We start from the raw sequence: 19248 nt of genomic DNA, 5'->3' as shown, positions 1-19248 counted from the left end.
AGACAACCTCATGCCATTCTGGAAACGCGTGGCGGCGCTGGCCGCCTGCACGCTGTGCCTTGCCGCCGCGCCCGCCCACGCTCAAAAGGATTATCCGAGCAAGCCGATCATGCTCGTCGTGACGTACCCGCCGGGCGGTCCCACCGACGCCATGGCGCGCACCCTCGCGGCCGCGCTCAAGAACAGCCTTGGCCAGACCGTGGTGGTCGAGAACCGCGCTGGCGCGGGCGGCAACATCGGCGCCGAAGCCGTTGCGCGCGCGGAGCCCGACGGCTACACGCTGATGTTCGGCACGTCCGCGCCGCTCGCGATCAACGTGAGCCTGTATCGCAAGATCAACTACGATCCGGTCAAGAGCTTCGCGCCCGTGATCCAGATCGGTCAGTTGCCCAACGTGCTGGTCGTCAATCCGAACGTGCCGGCGAAGAACGTGCAGGAACTCGTCGCCTATGCCAAGGCGCATCCGGGCAAGCTGAGCTATGCCTCGTCGGGCAACGGGGCATCGTCGCATCTGGCCGGCGTATTGTTCAACAACCTCGCGGGAACGGACTTTCAGCACGTACCGTACAAGGGCACGGGCCCCGCGCTCAACGATCTGCTCGGCGGACAGGTCAGCATGACCTTCACGGACGTGCTGACGGCGCAGCCGTTCATCAAGAGCGGCAAGCTGCGCGCCCTCGGCGTGACCACGCGCAACCGCTCCCAGGCGTTGCCCGAGGTGCCGACGGTGGCCGAACAGGGCGCGGCGCTCGGACTCGGCGCCTTCGATGTTTCGGTATTCTTCGGGGTGGTCGCGCCGGCCGGCACGCCGCCCGAGGTCATTCGCAAGCTCAACGCGGCGTTCGCGGACGCGTTGCAGCAGCCGGAGGTCCGCAAGACGCTGCAGGGCCAGGGTCTCGAGTTCGCGCCCTCGACGACGCCCGAGCAGCTCGGCACCTTCGTCAGGACGGAAGTCGGCAAATGGCGTACCGTGGTGCAAAAGTCCGGCGCGCAGCTGGACTGACAACACAGGAGACAACATGACGACGACCCCGGCTCGCACAACCACGGGCGCACTTGCGGGCATTCGCGTGGTAGACCTCTCGCGCATTCTCGGCGGCCCGTTCTGCGGCCAGATCCTCGGCGATCACGGCGCCGACGTGCTCAAGATCGAACCGCCGCAGGGCGACGACACGCGGACGTGGGGCCCGCCGTTCCGCGATGGCGTGGCGTCCTACTACTTCGGGCTCAACCGCAACAAGCGCGTGATGCGGCTCGACCTGACGACGGAGCCCGATCGCGAAGTCCTGCTCGCGCTGCTGGCGGATGCGGACGTGCTGGTGGAGAACTTCAAGACCGGTACCCTCGAGAAATGGGGGCTGGGCTACGACGCGTTGTCGGCGCGCTTTCCCCGACTGATCCATTGCCGCGTGTCGGGTTTTGGCGCGGATGGTCCGCTTGGTGGCCTGCCCGGCTACGACGCCGCGATCCAGGCGATGGCCGGCATCATGAGCATCAATGGCGAAGCCGATGGCGAGCCGCTGCGCGCGGGGTTGCCCGTCGTCGACATGGTCACGGGCCTCAACGCCGCGCTGGGTGTACTGCTTGCGTTGCAGGAACGCGAGCGCAGCGGCCGGGGCCAGTTCGTCGAGGCGGCGCTGTACGACTCGGGTTTGTCGCTGCTGCATCCGCATGCGGCCAACTGGTTCATGAGCGGCAAGACGCCGCAGCGGACGGGCAACGCGCACCCGAACATCTATCCGTACGACACCGTGGCGACGGCCACCGATCCGATCTTCCTCGCGGTGGGTAACGACCGGCAGTTCCGCATCCTGTGCGAGCGTCTGGGTCTCGGGGCGCTGGCCGAAGACGAGCGCTATGCCACGGCGGGCGCGCGTTCCGTCAATCGCGCCACGCTCAAGGTCGAACTGGAGGCTCGGATGAGGGACGTCGACGGCAAGACGTTCGCCGACGAACTGGCGGCCGCGGGCGTGCCGTGCGCCCCCGTGCTATCGGTGCCAGACGCGCTCCAGCACCCGCATACCGCGCATCGCGAGATGGTGGTCGAGATGCCAGGCGGCTACAAGGGCCTGGGCGCCCCGGTCAAGCTGAGCCGCACGCCGGCGACCTATCGGCATGCCCCGCTGACGGAAGGCGACACCTTCCTGCCGCGCGAATCCTAGCTTGAGCGTACCCGTTTCTGCGTGCCGCGGAAACGGGTCTCGTTAGATGTTCCGACGATCCACAATAGAGTTTCTGTGAAGGCGACATTCGCTTTCGGGGAAGCGACATTTGCTTCCGTGATTCTTGCCTATATTGGCGGCAGCACACCTGTTCTCTGCTTGGGGAAAAAAATGAGGTGTATGTCATGCCGTCATGCTGCAAGGGCAATTTGCCCGTCAGAGCAATACCCGCCCTCATTGCCGGGCTCGGCACCATTCAGGCACACGCCCAATGCTCGCCAACCGGCGGCACGGTTTCCACATCGGTGACCGCGGGCTGCACGATCAGTACTGCCGGTAGCGCCGTCACGATACAGAGTCCGGCAAGGTACACGGGCTGGATGAACTTCACGGCCGACAATCAGACGCTGACTGTCGATGCTGGCGCGTCCATCGTCGGCAGCGATGCCGTACCGGGACGCTCCTACGAGAAGATGATCGGTGTACGCGGCGCGGGCATCGCGACCTGGACGCTCATCAACAACGGCTCCATCACCAACACGCTCGACGCCGACCTGGTCGGACGTAGCGCGGGCCCGGGCCTGTCCATCATTCGCAATACCGGGATCATACAGAACGATACGGCGACAAATCGTCCCGTGATCGGCATGACGAACAACAATACCAGCGTAGACCTGGTGAACAGCGGCACGATCCTCGGCAATGGGGGCCCCGCGGTATGGTCCGATGGTTCGGGGACGACGACGATCGTCAACCAGGCCGGCGGCAGACTGCAGTCGCGGCGCAACTGGACCATCTATCAGAACGCGATAACGAGCCTCTCGGTGACGAATGAAGCGGGCGGCACGATCGAGAGCCTGAACACGAGCAACGGCGCGGTCTACTCCGGCGGACAGACTGTCATCCGCAACGCAGGGACGATAGCCTCTGGCGGCGGCATGACGCAGTACGCCATCTTCCTCGGCGGCCGTGATGACACCGTGATCCTGGAGCCGACCTCCGTGATCAACGGCCTGGTCTACGGGGGTTCCGGGAACGATATCCTCGCGCTAGGCGGCAATGGCGGCAATGGCACGTTCGACCTGTCGCAGCTTGGCAATGCCGCGCAGTATCGGCTGTTTCCGATTCAGCAGAAGCGCGAGAGCAGCACCTGGACGCTGACCGGCAACGCCAGCAATCAGGTACAGAACTGGCAACTGCTGGAAGGCACGCTGCAGCTGGCCAGTGGGGCGTCGGTGCTTGGGGGCAGCTTCACCAATCCGGTGACCGCCACGGGGCCCGTCACGCTGCGCATCGCGGGCGCCATGACGGGCGCGGGCGCCGGCATCACCATGGCGGGGCCGTTCACCAATGCACTCGTGCTCGATACCGGCGCGGCATTCGGCTCGCGTACCCTGATCAACAGCGGCGGCACGACGGTCCTCACGGGACCTGTCGCCTTTCCCAATGCGGTCACCATCTCGGGCGGCACGCTCCAGCTCGGCGACGGTGGCGCAGGTACCGGCGGTGCCGTGACGGGCGCGATCACCGACAACGCGGCGCTGGTATTCAACCGTGCCGACGACGTGACACAAGGCAGCGTGATCGGCGGCACAGGCACGGTGACGCAGGCCGGCTCGAACACTACCACGCTCACCGCGGTCAATACCTACAGTGGTGGCACCGCCGTCAATGCGGGCACGCTCCGCGTGACCGGCCCCGGGGCCATCGGCCCGGGCGCGGCGGCCATTGCCGGTGGGGGTACGCTGTTCGTCGATGCGCCGACGGCTGGCAACTACACCTTCGGCAATGCGCTGTCCGGGAGCGGCATGCTGCGCGCCGCGCTCATCGCCCCAACGAACACGTTCGCATTCGGCACCAGCGCGGGCACGGCTTTCACTGGCGTCGTGGCGCTCGGCAACAGTACGTTCGCGCTGTCCGGCACCAATGCGCAGGCGCTGACCAACGCGACGCTGCAACTGGACACCGGCAATCTCACCGATGTCGGCACCGGCACGCAAGCCATTGGTGGTGTGACGCTCAACGGCGGCACGCTTTCCTACAGCGTCGCGCCTGCCGGCCTGATCGCGGCCAATACGCTGACGATGAACGCGGGACAGGTGCGAATCGATCCGACCACGCTCGGCGGCGGCAGCTTGCTCGCGCAGGACGATGGCATCCTGCATCCACTGATCCGGGCCGGCACCGTCAACGGGTCTTCCGCTGGGCTGTCGCTAGCCGATCTAAGCGGCAATCCGCTCGGTGGCGTCAGCGGAGTCGCCATTTCGCAGGGCGGCAACACCGTGGCCGTGGGGACCTACAGCGCGGGGCTGGGCACGGGCGCGGGAGATGGGCTCTATACGACCAATCAGCTGACGCAACTGGATCTGCAGGCCTCGCGCACATTGAGTTTGTCCGGCGATAACGTCGCGACGTCCGGTGCCGACGACATGCGCGCGCGCATCACCGGTAGCGGCGCGCTGCAAATCGATGCCACGAACGCGATCACGCTGAACAACAGCGCCAACGACTACACGGGCGCCACGACCGCCAACACCGGCACATTGCGGCTCGGCAGCGACGCGGCGCTCGGCAACACGGCATCGCTCACGATTTCGGGCGGGGCCAATGTGGATCTGGCGGGGCACTCGCAACGCATCGGCACGCTGGGGGGCGGGGGGGCGTTGCAGATCAATGGCGGAACCCTCGACGTGGTAAATGGCGGCGCGTTCGATGGCGCCATCGCAGGAGCCGGCGGCCATCTGCAACTGGGCGGGGGCACGCTTGCGCTCGGCGGCGAGAGTACTTACACGGGCGCGACGTCGGTGGCCGCCGGCGCGACCCTGCGAATCGGCACGGGGGCCACGGTCGGGAGCTATGCGGGCAACATCACCGATAACGGCCTCGTGGTGTTCGATCGCAGCGATGCGCTGTCCTACGGCGGCGCGCTGACCGGCACCGGCGCGCTCACTCATGCGGGCACGGGCACGCTCGTGCTGACCGGCGCGAACACGCATGCCGGGATCACCACTATCGATCGCGGCACGCTGCAGATCGGGGATGGCGGCACCATCGGCAGCGTTGCGGGCAACATCGTCAACAACGGTACGCTTGCGTTCGATCGTGCCGATTCACTGACGCAGGATGGACGCGTGAGCGGGACGGGGAGCCTGACGCAGGCGGGCGCGGGCGTGCTGACACTGACGGCCGCGAACACGTATACGGGTATCACCACGGTGAGCGCGGGCACGCTACGCATCGACGGCGACCAGAGCGCGGCGACCGGCGCGGTAAACGTGGGCGCCGGCGCCACGCTCGCTGGCATGGGAACCACGGGCGGTGATGTCTCGGTTGCGGATGGGGGCCACCTGGCGGGCATGCAGGGCCAGACGCTCACGATGCACGGGCTGCTGCTGGGCGCCAGCGCGCAGACCGATGTCTCGCTTGCCGTGCCGAGCACAGCGGGGCTCTTCAACGTAACCGGAGACCTGACGCTGGGCGGCAAACTCAATGTCACGTCGACTGGCGCGTTCGGTCCAGGCGTCTATCGCATCATTCAGTATGGCGGCGCGCTGACCGATAGCGGCATGACGCTGGGCACAGTGCCTGCTGGCTCTACCGCCAATGTCGATCTTCTGTTGCAGACGTCGATCCCCAACCAGATCAACGTCGTCAACGCGGTGGGCGCGGGGCCGCTGACGTTCTGGGATGGCGACACACCGACCCAGTTCAATAACGGTGTCGTCAATGGCAGCAGCGGGACCTGGCGGGCGGGCAACGATGCGTGGACCAACAGCGCTGGCGCGATCAATGCGCCGTGGCAGATGGGCGGCTTCGCGATCTTCCAGGGAACGGCCGGTACCGTCAGCGTGGACAACGGCTCGGGCCCCGTGTCGTTCAGCGGCGCGCAGTTTGCAATCGACGGCTACCACCTCGCGGGGCAGTCGTTGACGACCGACACCGCGGACACCATCGTGCGCGTCGGCGATGGTACCCAGGCCGGCGCCGCGATGAACGCGACCATCGACGCGGTCATTCAGGGCACTGGTGGACTCGATAAAACCGACCTTGGCACACTGTCGCTCACCGCGGTGAATACCTATGGCGGTGCCACGTCCGTCAGTGCCGGGACGCTGCGTCTCGCCGGCGCTGGCACGCTCGGCGCCGGAGCCGCCTCGATTGCTGGCGGGGCGACATTGCTGATCGACGCCCCGACCAGCGGCAGTTATACCTTCGGTCAGTCCCTGACCGGCACCGGCACCTTGCGTGCCACGCTGGCGAGTCCCACCGACGTTTTCGCATTCGGCACCGGCGTGGGCGGCGCGTTTGGCGGCACCGTGGCCCTGGGCCAGGGAACATTCGCCCTGTCAGGCACGAACGCCGCAAGTCTGGCGGGGGCGACGCTGCAGCTCGAGGCGGGCAACGTGACCACGGTTGGCACCGGTACGCAGACCGTGGGCAACCTGACGCTCGGTGGCGGTACGCTGACCTACGGCGCGTCGGTAGACAATAAGGTGTCGGCGGGTACGCTCACGTTGACCGGCGGGACCGTCCGGATCGATCCGGCATCGACGGCGACCACGGGGAACTTGCTGGCGCAGGATGAAGGCGTCAGTCGGCAACTGGTTCAGGCGGGCAGCGTGGCGGGCGCCGCGACGTCCATCGCACTCGCGGATACGACGGGCGCGCCGCTGAGCGCCGGCACAGCCAATATCGTGCAGGGGGGCGGTACGGTTGCCGTGGGCAGCTATGACTATGCGTTGACGACCGGCGGCACCAACGATGGTCTCTACGCGGCAGTCCGCCTGAGTCAGCTGAATCTGCAAGCGGGTCAGACGCTATCTCTCTCAGCGGATGCTGCGGCGCCGGCCGGGGCGGACGAATTGCACGCCCGGGTGACCGGCGCTGGCGGGCTGCGCATCGATGCGACCGGCGTCATCACGCTTGGCAACCAGGCGAACGACTATACCGGAGCCACGCACGTGGCCACCGGCACGCTGCGCCTGGGCACCGATACGGCGCTGGGCCAGACGACGTTGCTCGATGTCGCCGGTGGTGCGGCCGCCGACTTGAATGGCAAGGTGCAGCGTGTGGGCATGCTCTCGGGCGCCGGGGCGCTGCACGTCAATGGTGGCACGCTTACCATTGCGGACGGCGGCACGTTCGGCGGCGTGATAGACGGTTCGGCGGGCGGACTGAACCTGAGTGCCGGCACGCTTGTGCTGACCGGCGCCAACTCCTACACCGGTGCCACCACGATCGCGAGCGGCGGCATCCTCCAGCTCGGCGCGGCCGATACGGCCGGCAGCTACGGCGGCACGATTGCCGACAACGGCCAACTGATCTTCAACCGGAGCGACGATGTCGTCCATGCGGCCACGATCATGGGCAACGGCACGCTGAAGCAGGCAGGCTCCGGCGACCTCACGCTGGCCGGGGCCAACACGTACGCAGGTGGTACGACCGTCGCCTCGGGCACGCTCACGCTACAGCAAGGCAATGGCGCCGGAACCGGAGCCATTGCCAATGCGGCCGCGTTGCAACTCGCGTTCGCGGCCGACAGCACGCTGGCCAATGAATTGTCGGGCGCCGGCACGCTACACAAGTCCGGGGCGGGCACCGCGACGCTGACTGCCGCCGGCTCGACGCAGGGCGACGTAACGGTAGATGCGGGCACGCTCCGCTGGGCGCAGACGGGTGCCTTCAACGCGGCGAACTACACCACCGCCAGTGGCGCGACGACTGCCATGGCTGGTGACGCTTCGCTCGCTGTGGCGGGAACGCTGCAGCAGGCGGCGGGCGCATCGCTGCATGTCGCGGTCGGCAGCGCGGAGCCGGTGATCAGCGCGAACACCGCCAATCTCGATGGCACGCTGAGTGTCACGGGGCTTGCCACGGGCGCACCGAACACCGCCAGCGCGCTGACGAGCACCGACTTCACGATCCTGCACACCACCGGGGGGATTACCGGGAACTTCAGTGGCGTGGCGCTGGATCGCGCGAGTCAGGTCGATTACCTCGTCGTCGGGGGCAAGATCGTCAACGGTAGCGATTACAACGTCGGCTTCGACCTCGCCTGGACTGCGGGTTCGGCGCTCGGCAACGGCAACTTCACGCTATCGAATGCGGCGGACACCTTCAATGCCGATGTGGTCCTGGCCAGCCAGACAGGATCGTTCGCGAGCGGCTGGGATGGCAAGACGCTCACCAAGGCTGGCACCGGCACGCTGATCCTTTCCGCGACCAACACCTACGATGGCGACACGAAGATCGGCGCGGGCACGGTCCGGACCGCGGTCGCCAACGCCTTCGCGGCGAGCGCCAATGTCAATGTGGCATCGGGTGCGACCCTCGACCTCGATAGCTTCAACCAGCGCGCGGCCAATCTGTCGGGAGCGGGCAGCATTACCCTCGGTAGCGCGTTCCTCGATGCGGCGCAGACGGCCGACACCGCATTCAGTGGCGTGATTTCCGGCAGCGGCGGGCTCGTCAAGAGCGGGGCAGGCAGCCTGACGCTGAGCGGCGCCAACACTTACGCCGCCGGCACGACGATATTAAGCGGTGCGCTCATTGCACCGCGCGCGGCGGCGCTCGGCAGCGGCGCGATCGACAACGCCGGCACGTTGCAACTCTCGTTCGCCGCCGACGAAACGCTTGCCAATACGCTAGCGGGCCCTGGCAACCTGACCAAGACCGGAGCGGGCACCGCCTTGCTGACCGCGGGAGGTACGCAGGGCAGCGTGACCGTCAGCGAGGGGACGCTGAAGTTCGGCCAGACGGGTGCGTTCAACGTGACCGGCGACCACATCACGGCAGCCGGCGCAACCACGGCGCTGACCGCAGCCGCGACCCTCGACGTCATTGGCAACGCGGCGCTGGACGGCACGCTCTCCGACGTGGCCGGACCCGGGCAGCCCGCGGTCTCGGCCCGCGCGATCGCGCTTGGCGCTGCTTCCATCTACAGCCTGTCCGGATACAGCGCGCCGGCGGCGGCGACCGCGTCGGAACTGGCATTCTCGCGCTACACCGTGCTGAGTGCCGCGCAGGCGGGCGGCCTGACCGGCATGTTCGCGAACGTAACGCTGGCTGGCGCGAACAGCGCCACGGACTATCTCGCGGTGACGAGCTTCTATGGGCCGCAGACGTACGAGGTGGGCCTCGCGCTGAGCTGGTACGCTGGCGCATCGGCCACGCCGCAAGTGGCCCACGGCACCTTTACGCTCGCGGCGGCCGGTGGATTGTTCGATCTGGACGCGGTGCTCGCGGACCAGCCCGCCAACGCCGCGCTAGGGTGGGACGGCCGCACGCTGACCAAGGCCGGCGAGGGCACGCTGCAACTCTCGAAATCCAATACCTACACCGGTGCCACGCTGATCAACGGCGGAATCCTGCGTGCGGGGGCCGCGGATGTCATAGCGAGCAGCGAGCGCGTGCAGGTTGCCACCGGTGCAACGTTCGATCTGAACGGCTTCGCCCAGCGCGTGAACAATCTGTCAGGGACGGGTAGCGTCGCGCTGGCTGCCGCGGCATTGACGGTGGCCAATAACGCCGATACCGAATTTGCCGGGAGCATCGGCGGCACGGGCAGCGTGCGCAAGACCGGCGGCGCGAAGCTGACGCTTTCGAACGACAATACGTACACAGGGGGCACCACGATCGAGCAGGGCGTCCTGCAACTCGGCAATGGCGGTATGGCGGGCAGCGTGACCGGCGATATCGTCAATCAGGGCAGCCTCGTCGTCGATCGTGGTAACACCTATGCGTATGACGGCGTGATCAGTGGTGGTGGCAATCTCGTCAAGCAGGGTGCGGGCCCTCTGATCTTGTCCAGGACGCAGACTTACACGGGTCCGACGGACGTTGGCGCAGGGGCCTTGATCCTGCTGAACGAGGCGCGGCTCGCGAGCACGCAGCCGGTCACGGTGGCGCCCGGGGCGACGCTCGGCGGCTACGGCGGTGTCATGGGCAGCGTCGTGAATCAGGGCCTGCTGGCCGTGGCCGACGCGGCGCCTGGATTCGCGAGCGGTCCTGCCGGCCACTTTGTCGTCGGCGGCTCGCTGACCAACGGCGGAGAAATCCGCATGGCCAGCCCGGTACCCGCCAGTACCCTGACGATCCAGGGCGACTACATTGGCAATAACGGCCTGCTGACGCTAAGCACGGCGCTTGGCGGCGACAACTCGGCGACCGACAGGATGGTCGTGGAGGGGAGCACGTCGGGCGCAACGCGCGTCGCCATCAACAACAGTGGCGGCACTGGCGCGCAGACCGTCAACGGTATCGAGGTGGTGCACGTTCGGGGTACCTCCGCTGGCGCATTTGCGCTGCAGGGGCGGGTGGTGGCGGGGCCCTACGAATATCGGCTCACGCAGGGCACACCCGGCGGGAACGATGGCAACTGGTACCTGACGTCCACGGACACGACGCCCGCGCCTTCGCCCGCCCCTACGCCCGGACCGCAGTTGCGTCCCGAGGCCGGCACGTACCTCGCCAACCAGAGCGCCGCCAACGCACTGTTCGTGCACACCTTGCACGATCGCATGGGCGAACCGAATTTCGTGGACGGTAGTCGCAACGGCCGCGCGCGTCTCGCCAACGGCTGGGTCCGTCTGGCAGGCACGTCCAGCGACGCCACCGCCGCCGGTGGCAAGCTGGCCCAATCCCTGCGCGGCGGCTTCGCGCAGTTCGGCGGCGACATGGTTCGCTGGCAGGGTGACGGGCAACCCTCCCGTGTGCACATGGGTGTCATGGGCGCGGCGGGCCGGATCACGAGTTCTTCCTCGGTGCAAGGGCTCGCGAACACCGCTCACGGTGCCGTCGATGCCTACAGTGCCGGCGTGTATGGCACCTGGTATCGCAACGATGACAGGCAGGCCGGCCCCTACCTCGACGGCTGGCTGCAGTATGGCTGGTACGACAACAAGACGAACGGCAGCATGCTGCCAGGCGTGCAGTACGCCAGCCACAACTGGACCGGTTCGCTGGAGGGCGGCTATACCGCGCTGCTAGGCGAGGGTGGGCAGGGTCGGCTGTACGTGCAGCCCCAACTCCAGCTGATCTACAGCAGCTATCATCAGGGGGACATCGTCGAGACCAACGGCACGCGCGTGCAAACGAAGGATGTGGGCGGTTGGCTGACCCGGCTGGGTGTCACGGTGTTCGGGCAGAGTCAGCTTGCCGGCGGGCAGTCCGTGCAGCCTTATGCGGCGCTGAACTGGTGGCACGCGCAGAACCAGCCGGCGGTAGTGATGTCGGGTGCCACCGTGCAGGATGGCACGCCCAGGGATCGCTTTGAAACGAAGTTCGGGGCACAGGCGCGGCTGACCCGGAACTGGCATCTGTGGGGCGATGTCGGCTTCCAGATGGGGGCTGACAGCTACTCGAGCGTGCAGGGTCAGCTCGGCGTCAAGTATGTGTGGTGATCCGGCGCTACACCAGCCCCGCCGCCACCAGTTCCCGCTTCACGTACGCGTAAAAGATCGGCCCGGCGATCACGCCCGGAATGCCGTAAAGCGTCTCCATGATCAGCATCACGGTCAGCAGCTCCCACGCCGCGGCCTGTATACGCGCGCCGATGATGCGCGCGTTCAGGAAGTACTCGAGCTTGTGGATCACGACCAGATACAGCAGCGACACCACCGCGATCGGCAGCGATACCGACAGCGACGACACCACGATGGCCGTGTTCGAGATCAGGTTCCCCAGCACGGGCAGCAGTCCCGCGATGAACGTCACCGCTACCAGCGTTTTCGACAGCGGCAGGTGCTGCCCGAACAGCGGCATCACTACCAGCAGGTAGATCGCCGTCAGGACGGTGTTGATCGTCGAAATCTGGATCTGCGCGAAGATGAACTGCGCGAAGGCGGTCTGCAGGGTGCGCGCGCGGGTCACCAGTGCCGCCGCGAGGGGCCGGCGGTTGGGGCGCGAGGTGGCGCGATAAAGCGCCACCATCGCGCCGATGACGAATCCCAGCAGGATGTGAAGCAGCGCGCGGACGATTTCCGTGCCGAGCTTTTGGGCCATCTGCGCATGGGTGCGTAGCGCGGCGATCAACGCCGTAGCCAGCTCATCGACGCCATTCGGCAGTGAATCGCTGAGCCACGCCGGCATCTGGCTGCGCGACCGGTCGATGATGTCGGCCACATGGTCGAGCAGCCGCTCGAGCGTGTTGCCGTCGCCGCTGATGAACCGCACCAGCGCCCAGATGCCCACCGTGAGCACGAGCAGCGTCAAGATGGAGAGGATGGCGACGGCGAGCGCATCGTGCCGCGAATGCACGCGCATCAGGCGTGGCGCCAGGACATCGACGAGCGAGTACAGCAGCAGCCCCGACAACAGCGCGGCAACGAGGTTCGCCTGCACGACGAGGAACAGCGCGGCCGCAGTCAGCACGAACGACGCCGCCGTGACGTTGAACCAGCGCGGTGTGCCGGGAGGAGGGTTGGAAGGCAAGTGTTCGGTTTCCGGCGCGTGCATGGGTGGTGGTCGCGTTGGGATGCACGATTGTCTGCAACCTGTCGCGCCTTGGCAAGCGTGGCTCCCCTCCAGTCCACGCCCAGGCGTGAAACTTGCATCGGGCGGTCATCATCGTCGCCTATAGTGATGGAGTCGGCAAGGCTGGCGGTACGCTCACATCCAAGAGATTGCATTCATGGCATTCACGCACACGGTCGGAGCCACGCGGCATGTTTTCGCGGACCTGCGCACGCTGCTCGCCAGGGCAAGTCCCGCGCGTTCCGGCGACGCGCTGGCGGGCGTGGCCGCCGCCAGCGAGGAGGAGCGCATGGCCGCGCGCATGGCGCTGGCCGAGGTTCCGCTCGCGCGCTTTCTTGCCGAAGCCCTGATCCCGTACGAAGACGACGAGGTCACGCGGCTGATCGTCGATGGCCACGACGCCGGCGCGTTTGCCGAGATCGCCTCGCTCACGGTCGGCGACTTCCGTAACTGGCTGCTGGCGCACGAGACGGATGAATCCGTGCTCGCGCGCGTGGCGCCAGGCATCACGCCCGAGATGGCCGCGGCTGTAAGCAAGCTCATGCGCAACCAGGACCTCATCGCGGTCGCGCGCAAGTGCCGCGTGGTCACGCGCTTCCGCAATACGATCGGGTTACCGGGCCGGCTCTCGGTGCGGTTGCAGCCGAACCATCCGACCGACGATCCGCGCGGCATCGCCGCGTCGATCATCGACGGCCTGCTCTATGGCTGCGGCGATGCCACCATCGGCATCAACCCGGCCGGCGATAACCTCGCGGCGATCGTCGGCTTGCTGCATCTCGTCGATGAACTGCGCGCGCGCCACGACGTGCCCACGCAGTCGTGCGTGCTGACCCACGTCACCAACACGCTGCGCGCGATCGAAGCTGGCGCGCCCGTCGACCTCGTCTTCCAGTCGGTGGCCGGCAGCGAACAGGCCAATGCCGCGTTCGGTATCGACCTCGCGCTTCTGGCGGAGGCCCGCGAAGCGGCGCTGTCGCTCGGCCGTGGCACCGTGGGCGACAACGTGATGTACTTCGAGACCGGACAAGGCAGCGCGCTGTCCGCCAACGCGCATCATGGTGTGGACCAGCAGACCATGGAGGCGCGCGCGCACGGCGTAGCGCGCGCGTTCTCGCCGCTGCTCGTCAATACCGTCGTGGGCTTCATCGGCCCCGAGTACCTCTACGATGGCAAGCAGATCATCCGCGCCGGACTCGAGGACCATTTCTGCGGCAAGCTGATCGGCGTGCCGATGGGCTGCGACGTCTGCTACACCAACCATGCGGAAGCCGATCAGGACGACATGGACAACCTGCTGACGCTGTTCGGCGTGGCGGGGATCAACTTCATCATGGGCGTGCCCGGCGCCGACGACATCATGCTGAACTATCAGAGCACCGCGTTCCACGACGCACTGTATCTGCGTGAGGCGATGGGACTGCGGCCGGCGCCCGAGTTCGAGGCGTGGCTGCGGCAGAACGGCATCGTCGATCCGCGCGGCCGCCTGCTCCCACCCACCGCGCGTCAGCCGCTGCTGGCGATGGCACAAGGACTATGAGCCCATGAGCGACGAGTCTCCCATCGCGCTACCCTCCGTCCCGCCTTACGTACAAGCGGACGCGTGGACGCGTCTGCGTGCGTTCACGCGCGCGCGCATCGCGCTCGGACGCGCGGGCCACGCGCAAACCACCGACACGATCCTCGCCTTCGGCCTCGCCCACGCGCAGGCGCGTGACGCCGTGCATCTGCCGCTCGACGTGGAGGCGCTGGAAGCCGGCCTGCGCGCCGCGGGCCACGACAGCGTCCGCGTGCACAGCGCGGCCACCGATCGCGCGCACTATCTGCGCCGCCCCGACCTCGGCCGCGTGCTCGATGACACCAGTGCCGCCCGGCTCGACGCGATGCGTCCCGCTCAGCCGCCCGACGTGGTGGTCGTGATGGCGGATGGCCTGTCCGCGCTGGCCGCGCAGCGTCATGCGCCGCCGCTGCTCGAAGCCCTGCGCGCTCGCCTGCGCGACATCGCGCTGGGTCCGGTGGTCATTGCCGGGCAGTCGCGCGTGGCGCTTGGGGACGACATCGGCGCGCGTCTGGGCGCACGGCAGGTCGTCATGCTGATCGGCGAACGGCCCGGGCTCAGTTCTCCCGACAGCCTGGGTATTTATCTGACCTACGATCCGCGCCCGGGGCGCACGGACGCCGAGCGCAATTGCATCTCGAACGTGCGTCCGGAAGGGCTGTCCTATGCGCAGGCCGCGGACAAGCTCGTGTTCCTGCTGCGCGGCGCCATGGCGCTGGGCCGGTCGGGTGTCGATCTCAAGGACGACAGCAGCGACCTCAGCCTCTCCCCGATCTCTTCGGCGCCCCCAACGTCGGCCATATCGCCTGCAACTCCGTCTTCAGGAACGTGAGCAGGTAGCGCGTCGCCATGGTCTGGTAGCGGTTGGGCATCGTCAGCAGATAGAGCCGGCTGCCGAACACGCTGATGCGATAGTCTGGCAGCAGCGGTACGAGCGCGCCGGTCTCGATCTCATCGCCGATCGCATACATCGGAAAGATGCCGATGCCGAGCCCGCCGACGACGGCGTCCTTGAGAAAGGCAAAGTTCTCCGAACTCAGCGTCGGCGTCAGCACGACCTGCTCGCGCGCCGACGCGCCCTCGCGCGTGCCGGAGGCCTTGAGCTTCTGCCCGATCGGCGCCGCGCATACGATGGCATGTGTCGCCAGATCGTCCAGCGCGTGGGGTGCCGGCCGATCGCGCAGATAGGAAGGCGCCGCGCACACAACCCAGTCGACGACGCCGATCTCGGTGGCCACCACCGCATCCGGCGGGTTCGAGATAATGCGCAGCGCCACCTCGACGTCTTCCGCGACGAGGTTGTGGATGCGGTTGTCGAACACCACATCGAGCGTGATATCGGGATAGCGCTGCTTGAACTGCACGAGCAGCGGCGACAGCAGCGCGTGACCGAGCCCGGTCGGCACGGACAGCCTGACATGGCCCTGCAGGCTCTTGCCCATGCTGCTGATGAGCGCATTGGCCGCCGCCACCTCGCCGAGGATATTGCGGCCATGCTCGTACAGGCCGGCGCCGACCGGCGTCGGTTCCACGTGCCGTGTGGTCCGGCGCAGCAACTGCACGCCAAGCTCGGACTCGAGCGCCTTCAGGTGATAGCTCACGTTCGCGCGCGTCATCCTGAGCTTGCGCGCGGCGGCGCTGAGATTGCCGGCATCGACGATATCGACGAACAGGCGCAGGGCGTTGAGGTCCATGGCAGCGGAAATCGGCAGGTAACAAAAAAGGGGCCCGAAGGCCCCTTAGTGTATGCGCTCACGCCATCAGTGCTCGTGATGCAGGTACTTCGCCTGCCGCGGCAGTCGCAGCGCGACGAGGAAGGCAATCGCCATCATCACGGTCACATACCAGTAGAACGCGCTCTCGTGGCCCATCGACTTGAGCCCCAGCGCGACGTATTCGGCCGAGCCGCCGAAGATCGCATTGGCGATCGCATAGGCCAGGCCCACGCCGAGCGCGCGGACTTCCGGGGGGAACATCTCCGCCTTCACGATGCCGCTCACCGAGGTGTAGAAGCTGACGATGGCCAGCGCGACGCAGATCAGCACGAAAGCGACCTCGGGGCTCGACACGGAACCCAGCGCCGTGAGGATCGGCACCGTGCAAAGGGTGCCGAGACCGCCGAAGAACAGCATGTTGTTACGGCGGCCGATGCGGTCCGACAGTGCGCCGAAGAGCGGCTGCATGCACATATAGACGAACAGGCAACCCGTCATGACGTAGCTGGCGGTCTTGATCGACATGCCGGCCGAGTTCACGAGGTACTTCTGCATGTACGTGGTGAACGTGTAGAAGATCAACGAACCGCCCGCGGTATAACCGAGCACCGTGAAGAACGCCGCCTTGTGATGGCGGAACAGGCCGGCGATCGTGCCCGCCTCCTTCGAACCGCGCGTCGCCGCGGTCGAGGTCTCGTGCAGCGTGCGGCGCAGCAATAGCGCCACGACCGCCGTGATCGCGCCGATCACGAATGGAATGCGCCAGCCCCAGGCCTTCAGTTCTGCCTCATCGAGCAACTGCTGCAGGATCACCACCACGAGCACCGCCAGCAGCTGACCGCCGATCAGCGTCACGTACTGGAACGACGAGAAGAAGCCGCGACGCCCCTTCAGCGCTACCTCGCTCATATAGGTGGCCGTGGTGCCGTACTCTCCGCCGACGGACAGGCCCTGGATCAGGCGCGCGAGCAACAGCAGTGCCGGTGCAAGGTTGCCGATCGTTGCGTACGTCGGCAGCGCCGCGATCAGCAGCGAGCCGCAGCACATCATGATCACCGAGATCAGCATCGAGTTCTTGCGGCCACTGCGGTCGGCGATACGTCCGAAGAGCCAGCCGCCGATCGGGCGCATGAGGAAGCCGGCCGCGAATACGCCGGCGGTGTTCAGCAACTGCGCGGTGGGGTCCGATTTCGGAAAGAACGACGGCGCGAAGTAGATCGCGCAGAACGCATAGATATAGAAGTCGAACCATTCGACGAGGTTACCGGATGAGGCGGCGACGATCGCGAAGACCCGCTTGCGGGTTTCCTCGGGCGTGGGAGGCGTGCCGATATCCGGCGGGGCTGCGTGAGCGGAGGAGGAGAGGTCAGTCATGTGTATGTTCTGGTCGTGGCGGCAGAGAGCTTGCCGTTGAGATCGTCGCAGGTCAGGGCGCCTGCGCCCGGACAGGCTACACGCGATGCCTGCCGTCTGCCCAGTATGCCCCGGCACAAAGTTCTGCGTAGGCTTCCGTTGTACACGATTGCACACGGCCTGGCCGCCGATTGTTCAGAGGTCTGGATAGTCTTTCCTGCGGATCGGCGTCTTGCCCGACGTCATGCCTTCACGATGAGGACTTGCACTGTTCACATGGCTTTGCAATGATGCAGACCGAATCTGTCACCGCCGAATCCGTGCCTTCCCCAAACCGTACCATGCGCGCCGCCTCTCGTATCCTGTTCGGCTTGCTGCTCGGCTTGCCACTTTTCGTGCCGGGCACGTCCATCGCCGAACCCGATATCGCCCACTGCGAGCGCGTCGATGCGGCGCAGTTGCGCAGCGCATCGGAGGAGACGCTGCTCTTCCTGCGCTGCCGGGCACGGCGGCTTGCCTATGACGCGCCGGACCTCAAGGGTGTGTCCCAGCGGACGCGGGACGATCTCGTCTTCGCGTGCATGGACCAGGCAGAGGCGGTCGAACACCAGCTCCGTGTCGGGCGCGGTTACACGCGCGAGTCGCTCGCGCGCAGGAAGTGCGACGACTGGCAGAACACGGGCAAGGGCGGCTGACCATCGTGCTTACCACTGTCAAATAAAACTTTCATATCTGTCCAAAGAGGAAGGGATTGTCAAATCGTGAGTTGGGCGTAGGATGAACGGCCTGATCAAAGGAGACATCCCATGGCCCTCGACGCCGAATCCTTCTCTCTGCTGCGCGCCTCTGTGCAGCGCTTTATCGAAGAACGCCTGAAGCCTGCCGAGGACACGCTCGAGGAGCTCGACGACGTGCCGGCCGATATCGTCGCCGACATGAAGGAGATGGGCCTGTTCGGCATCTCCATTCCCGAGGAATACGGTGGCATTGGCCTGTCGATGTCGCAGGAATGCGAAGTGGTCTATGACCTCGGCCACACGGCCTTTGCGTTCCGCTCGGTGTTTGGCACCAACGTCGGCATCGGTTCGCAAGGCATCCTGATGGACGGCACCGAGGAACAGAAGCAGGCATATCTGCCGCGCATCGCCAGCGGCGACCTCATCATCTCGTTCGCGCTGACCGAGCCGGAAGCCGGCTCCGACGCGGCATCCGTCCAGACGCGCGCGGTGCTCGAGGGCGATCACTATGTGATCAACGGCACCAAGCGTTTCATCACCAACGCTCCGCGCGCGGGCGCCTTCACGCTGATGGCGCGCACCGGCGATGCCGGCGCGTCGGGTATCTCGTCGTTTATCGTGCCGGCGGACACCCCGGGTATCACGCTGGGCAAGCCGGATCGCAAGATGGGCCAGCGCGGCACCAAGACCTGCGACGTCGTGCTGGAGAACGTACGCGTGCCGGCCGCCAACATCATCGGCGGCGTGCCTGGCGTGGGCTTCAAGACCGCGATGAAGGTGCTCGACCGCGGCCGTCTGCATATCTCGGCGCTGGCCTGCGGCATGGCGCATCGCCTGATCACCGACGCGGTGGCCTATGCCCGCGAGCGCAAGCAGTTCGGCAAGCCGATCGGCGATTTCCAGCTGATTCAGGCGATGCTCGCCGACAGCCAGGCGGAGCTCTATGCCGGCATGTCCATGGTTCGCGACTGCGCGCAGCGCTACGACGCCAAGGCGCCGGGCAAGGCCGATCCGGAAGTCAGCATGCTGGCCTCCTGCACGAAGATGTTCTGTACGGAGATGGTGGGCCGCGTGGCCGACCGCGCGGTGCAGATCCATGGCGGCGCGGGCTATATCGCCGAATACAAGGCGGAGCGCTTCTACCGCGACGTGCGTCTGCTGCGCTTGTACGAAGGCACGACGCAGATCCAGCAACTGATCATTGCCAAGCAACTGCTGCGCGACTGATTGCCGAGCCGAGTGGAGGAGAC

General features: G+C 66.6%; 11 protein-coding genes. 7 read left to right on the top strand and 4 right to left on the bottom strand.

The genetic code is table 11. The features are described 5' to 3' along the window. Window positions 1–10 precede the first annotated feature (10 nt). Window positions 11–1003 carry a Bug family tripartite tricarboxylate transporter substrate binding protein gene (locus KHP16_RS26510; RefSeq protein WP_211961462.1) on the top strand — a complete coding sequence of 331 codons (993 nt, stop codon included), beginning with the start codon at window positions 11–13 and terminating at the stop codon, window positions 1001–1003. A gap of 16 nt (window positions 1004–1019) precedes the next feature. Beyond that, entirely contained in the window at window positions 1020–2162 is a 1143-nt protein-coding gene (locus tag KHP16_RS26505; protein ID WP_211961461.1) for a CaiB/BaiF CoA transferase family protein, read from the top strand. A gap of 256 nt (window positions 2163–2418) precedes the next feature. Here the strand turns inward: KHP16_RS26505 and KHP16_RS28610 are convergent, their stop codons facing one another. Continuing rightward, on the bottom strand, window positions 2419–2553 hold the full coding sequence (locus KHP16_RS28610) for a hypothetical protein (RefSeq protein WP_258308094.1): 135 nt from the start codon (window positions 2551–2553) through the stop codon (window positions 2419–2421). On the opposite strand from KHP16_RS28610, the gene KHP16_RS26500 reads away from it, so the two are divergent. Then, complete coding sequence (locus tag KHP16_RS26500) at window positions 2543–11563, top strand: autotransporter outer membrane beta-barrel domain-containing protein (protein ID WP_211961460.1); 9021 nt, start codon at window positions 2543–2545, stop codon at window positions 11561–11563. The genes KHP16_RS28610 and KHP16_RS26500 overlap by 11 nt on opposite strands. Window positions 11564–11570: 7 nt before the next feature. Here the strand turns inward: KHP16_RS26500 and KHP16_RS26495 are convergent, their stop codons facing one another. Then, on the bottom strand, window positions 11571–12593 hold the full coding sequence (locus KHP16_RS26495; RefSeq protein WP_283445851.1) for an AI-2E family transporter: 1023 nt from the start codon (window positions 12591–12593) through the stop codon (window positions 11571–11573). A gap of 199 nt (window positions 12594–12792) precedes the next feature. Between KHP16_RS26495 and KHP16_RS26490 the strand changes: the two genes are divergently transcribed. Together KHP16_RS26490 and eutC are read left to right on the top strand one after the other, a co-directional pair. Continuing rightward, window positions 12793–14175: an ethanolamine ammonia-lyase subunit EutB gene (locus KHP16_RS26490; RefSeq protein WP_115955011.1), complete on the top strand. Its 1383-nt coding sequence runs from the start codon at window positions 12793–12795 to the stop codon at window positions 14173–14175. 4 nt (window positions 14176–14179) lie between these two features. Then, entirely contained in the window at window positions 14180–15025 is an 846-nt protein-coding gene (eutC, locus tag KHP16_RS26485; protein WP_211961458.1) for an ethanolamine ammonia-lyase subunit EutC, read from the top strand. Here eutC and KHP16_RS26480 read toward each other — a convergent pair. Further along, a complete protein-coding gene (locus KHP16_RS26480) occupies window positions 14952–15887 on the bottom strand; it encodes a LysR family transcriptional regulator (RefSeq protein WP_109584834.1) in 936 nt (311 codons plus the stop codon). The two genes, eutC and KHP16_RS26480, sit on opposite strands and share 74 nt — an antisense overlap. Before the next feature lie 66 nt (window positions 15888–15953). Next, window positions 15954–17282 carry an MFS family transporter gene (locus KHP16_RS26475; protein ID WP_115955015.1) on the bottom strand — a complete coding sequence of 443 codons (1329 nt, stop codon included), beginning with the start codon at window positions 17280–17282 and terminating at the stop codon, window positions 15954–15956. Between the two features lie 320 nt (window positions 17283–17602). Between KHP16_RS26475 and KHP16_RS26470 the strand changes: the two genes are divergently transcribed. Continuing rightward, window positions 17603–17956 carry a hypothetical protein gene (locus KHP16_RS26470; RefSeq protein WP_109584881.1) on the top strand — a complete coding sequence of 118 codons (354 nt, stop codon included), beginning with the start codon at window positions 17603–17605 and terminating at the stop codon, window positions 17954–17956. A gap of 111 nt (window positions 17957–18067) precedes the next feature. After that, window positions 18068–19225, top strand: coding sequence for an acyl-CoA dehydrogenase family protein (locus KHP16_RS26465; RefSeq protein WP_109584836.1), 1158 nt, complete (start codon window positions 18068–18070; stop codon window positions 19223–19225). The last annotated feature ends 23 nt before the right edge of the window (window positions 19226–19248 follow it).

Source organism: Cupriavidus plantarum, from assembly GCF_905397285.1.
Taxonomy (GTDB): domain Bacteria; phylum Pseudomonadota; class Gammaproteobacteria; order Burkholderiales; family Burkholderiaceae; genus Cupriavidus; species Cupriavidus plantarum.
Note: the sequence above shows the minus strand (reverse complement) of the source record. Positions and strands in the feature narration are given on the sequence as shown.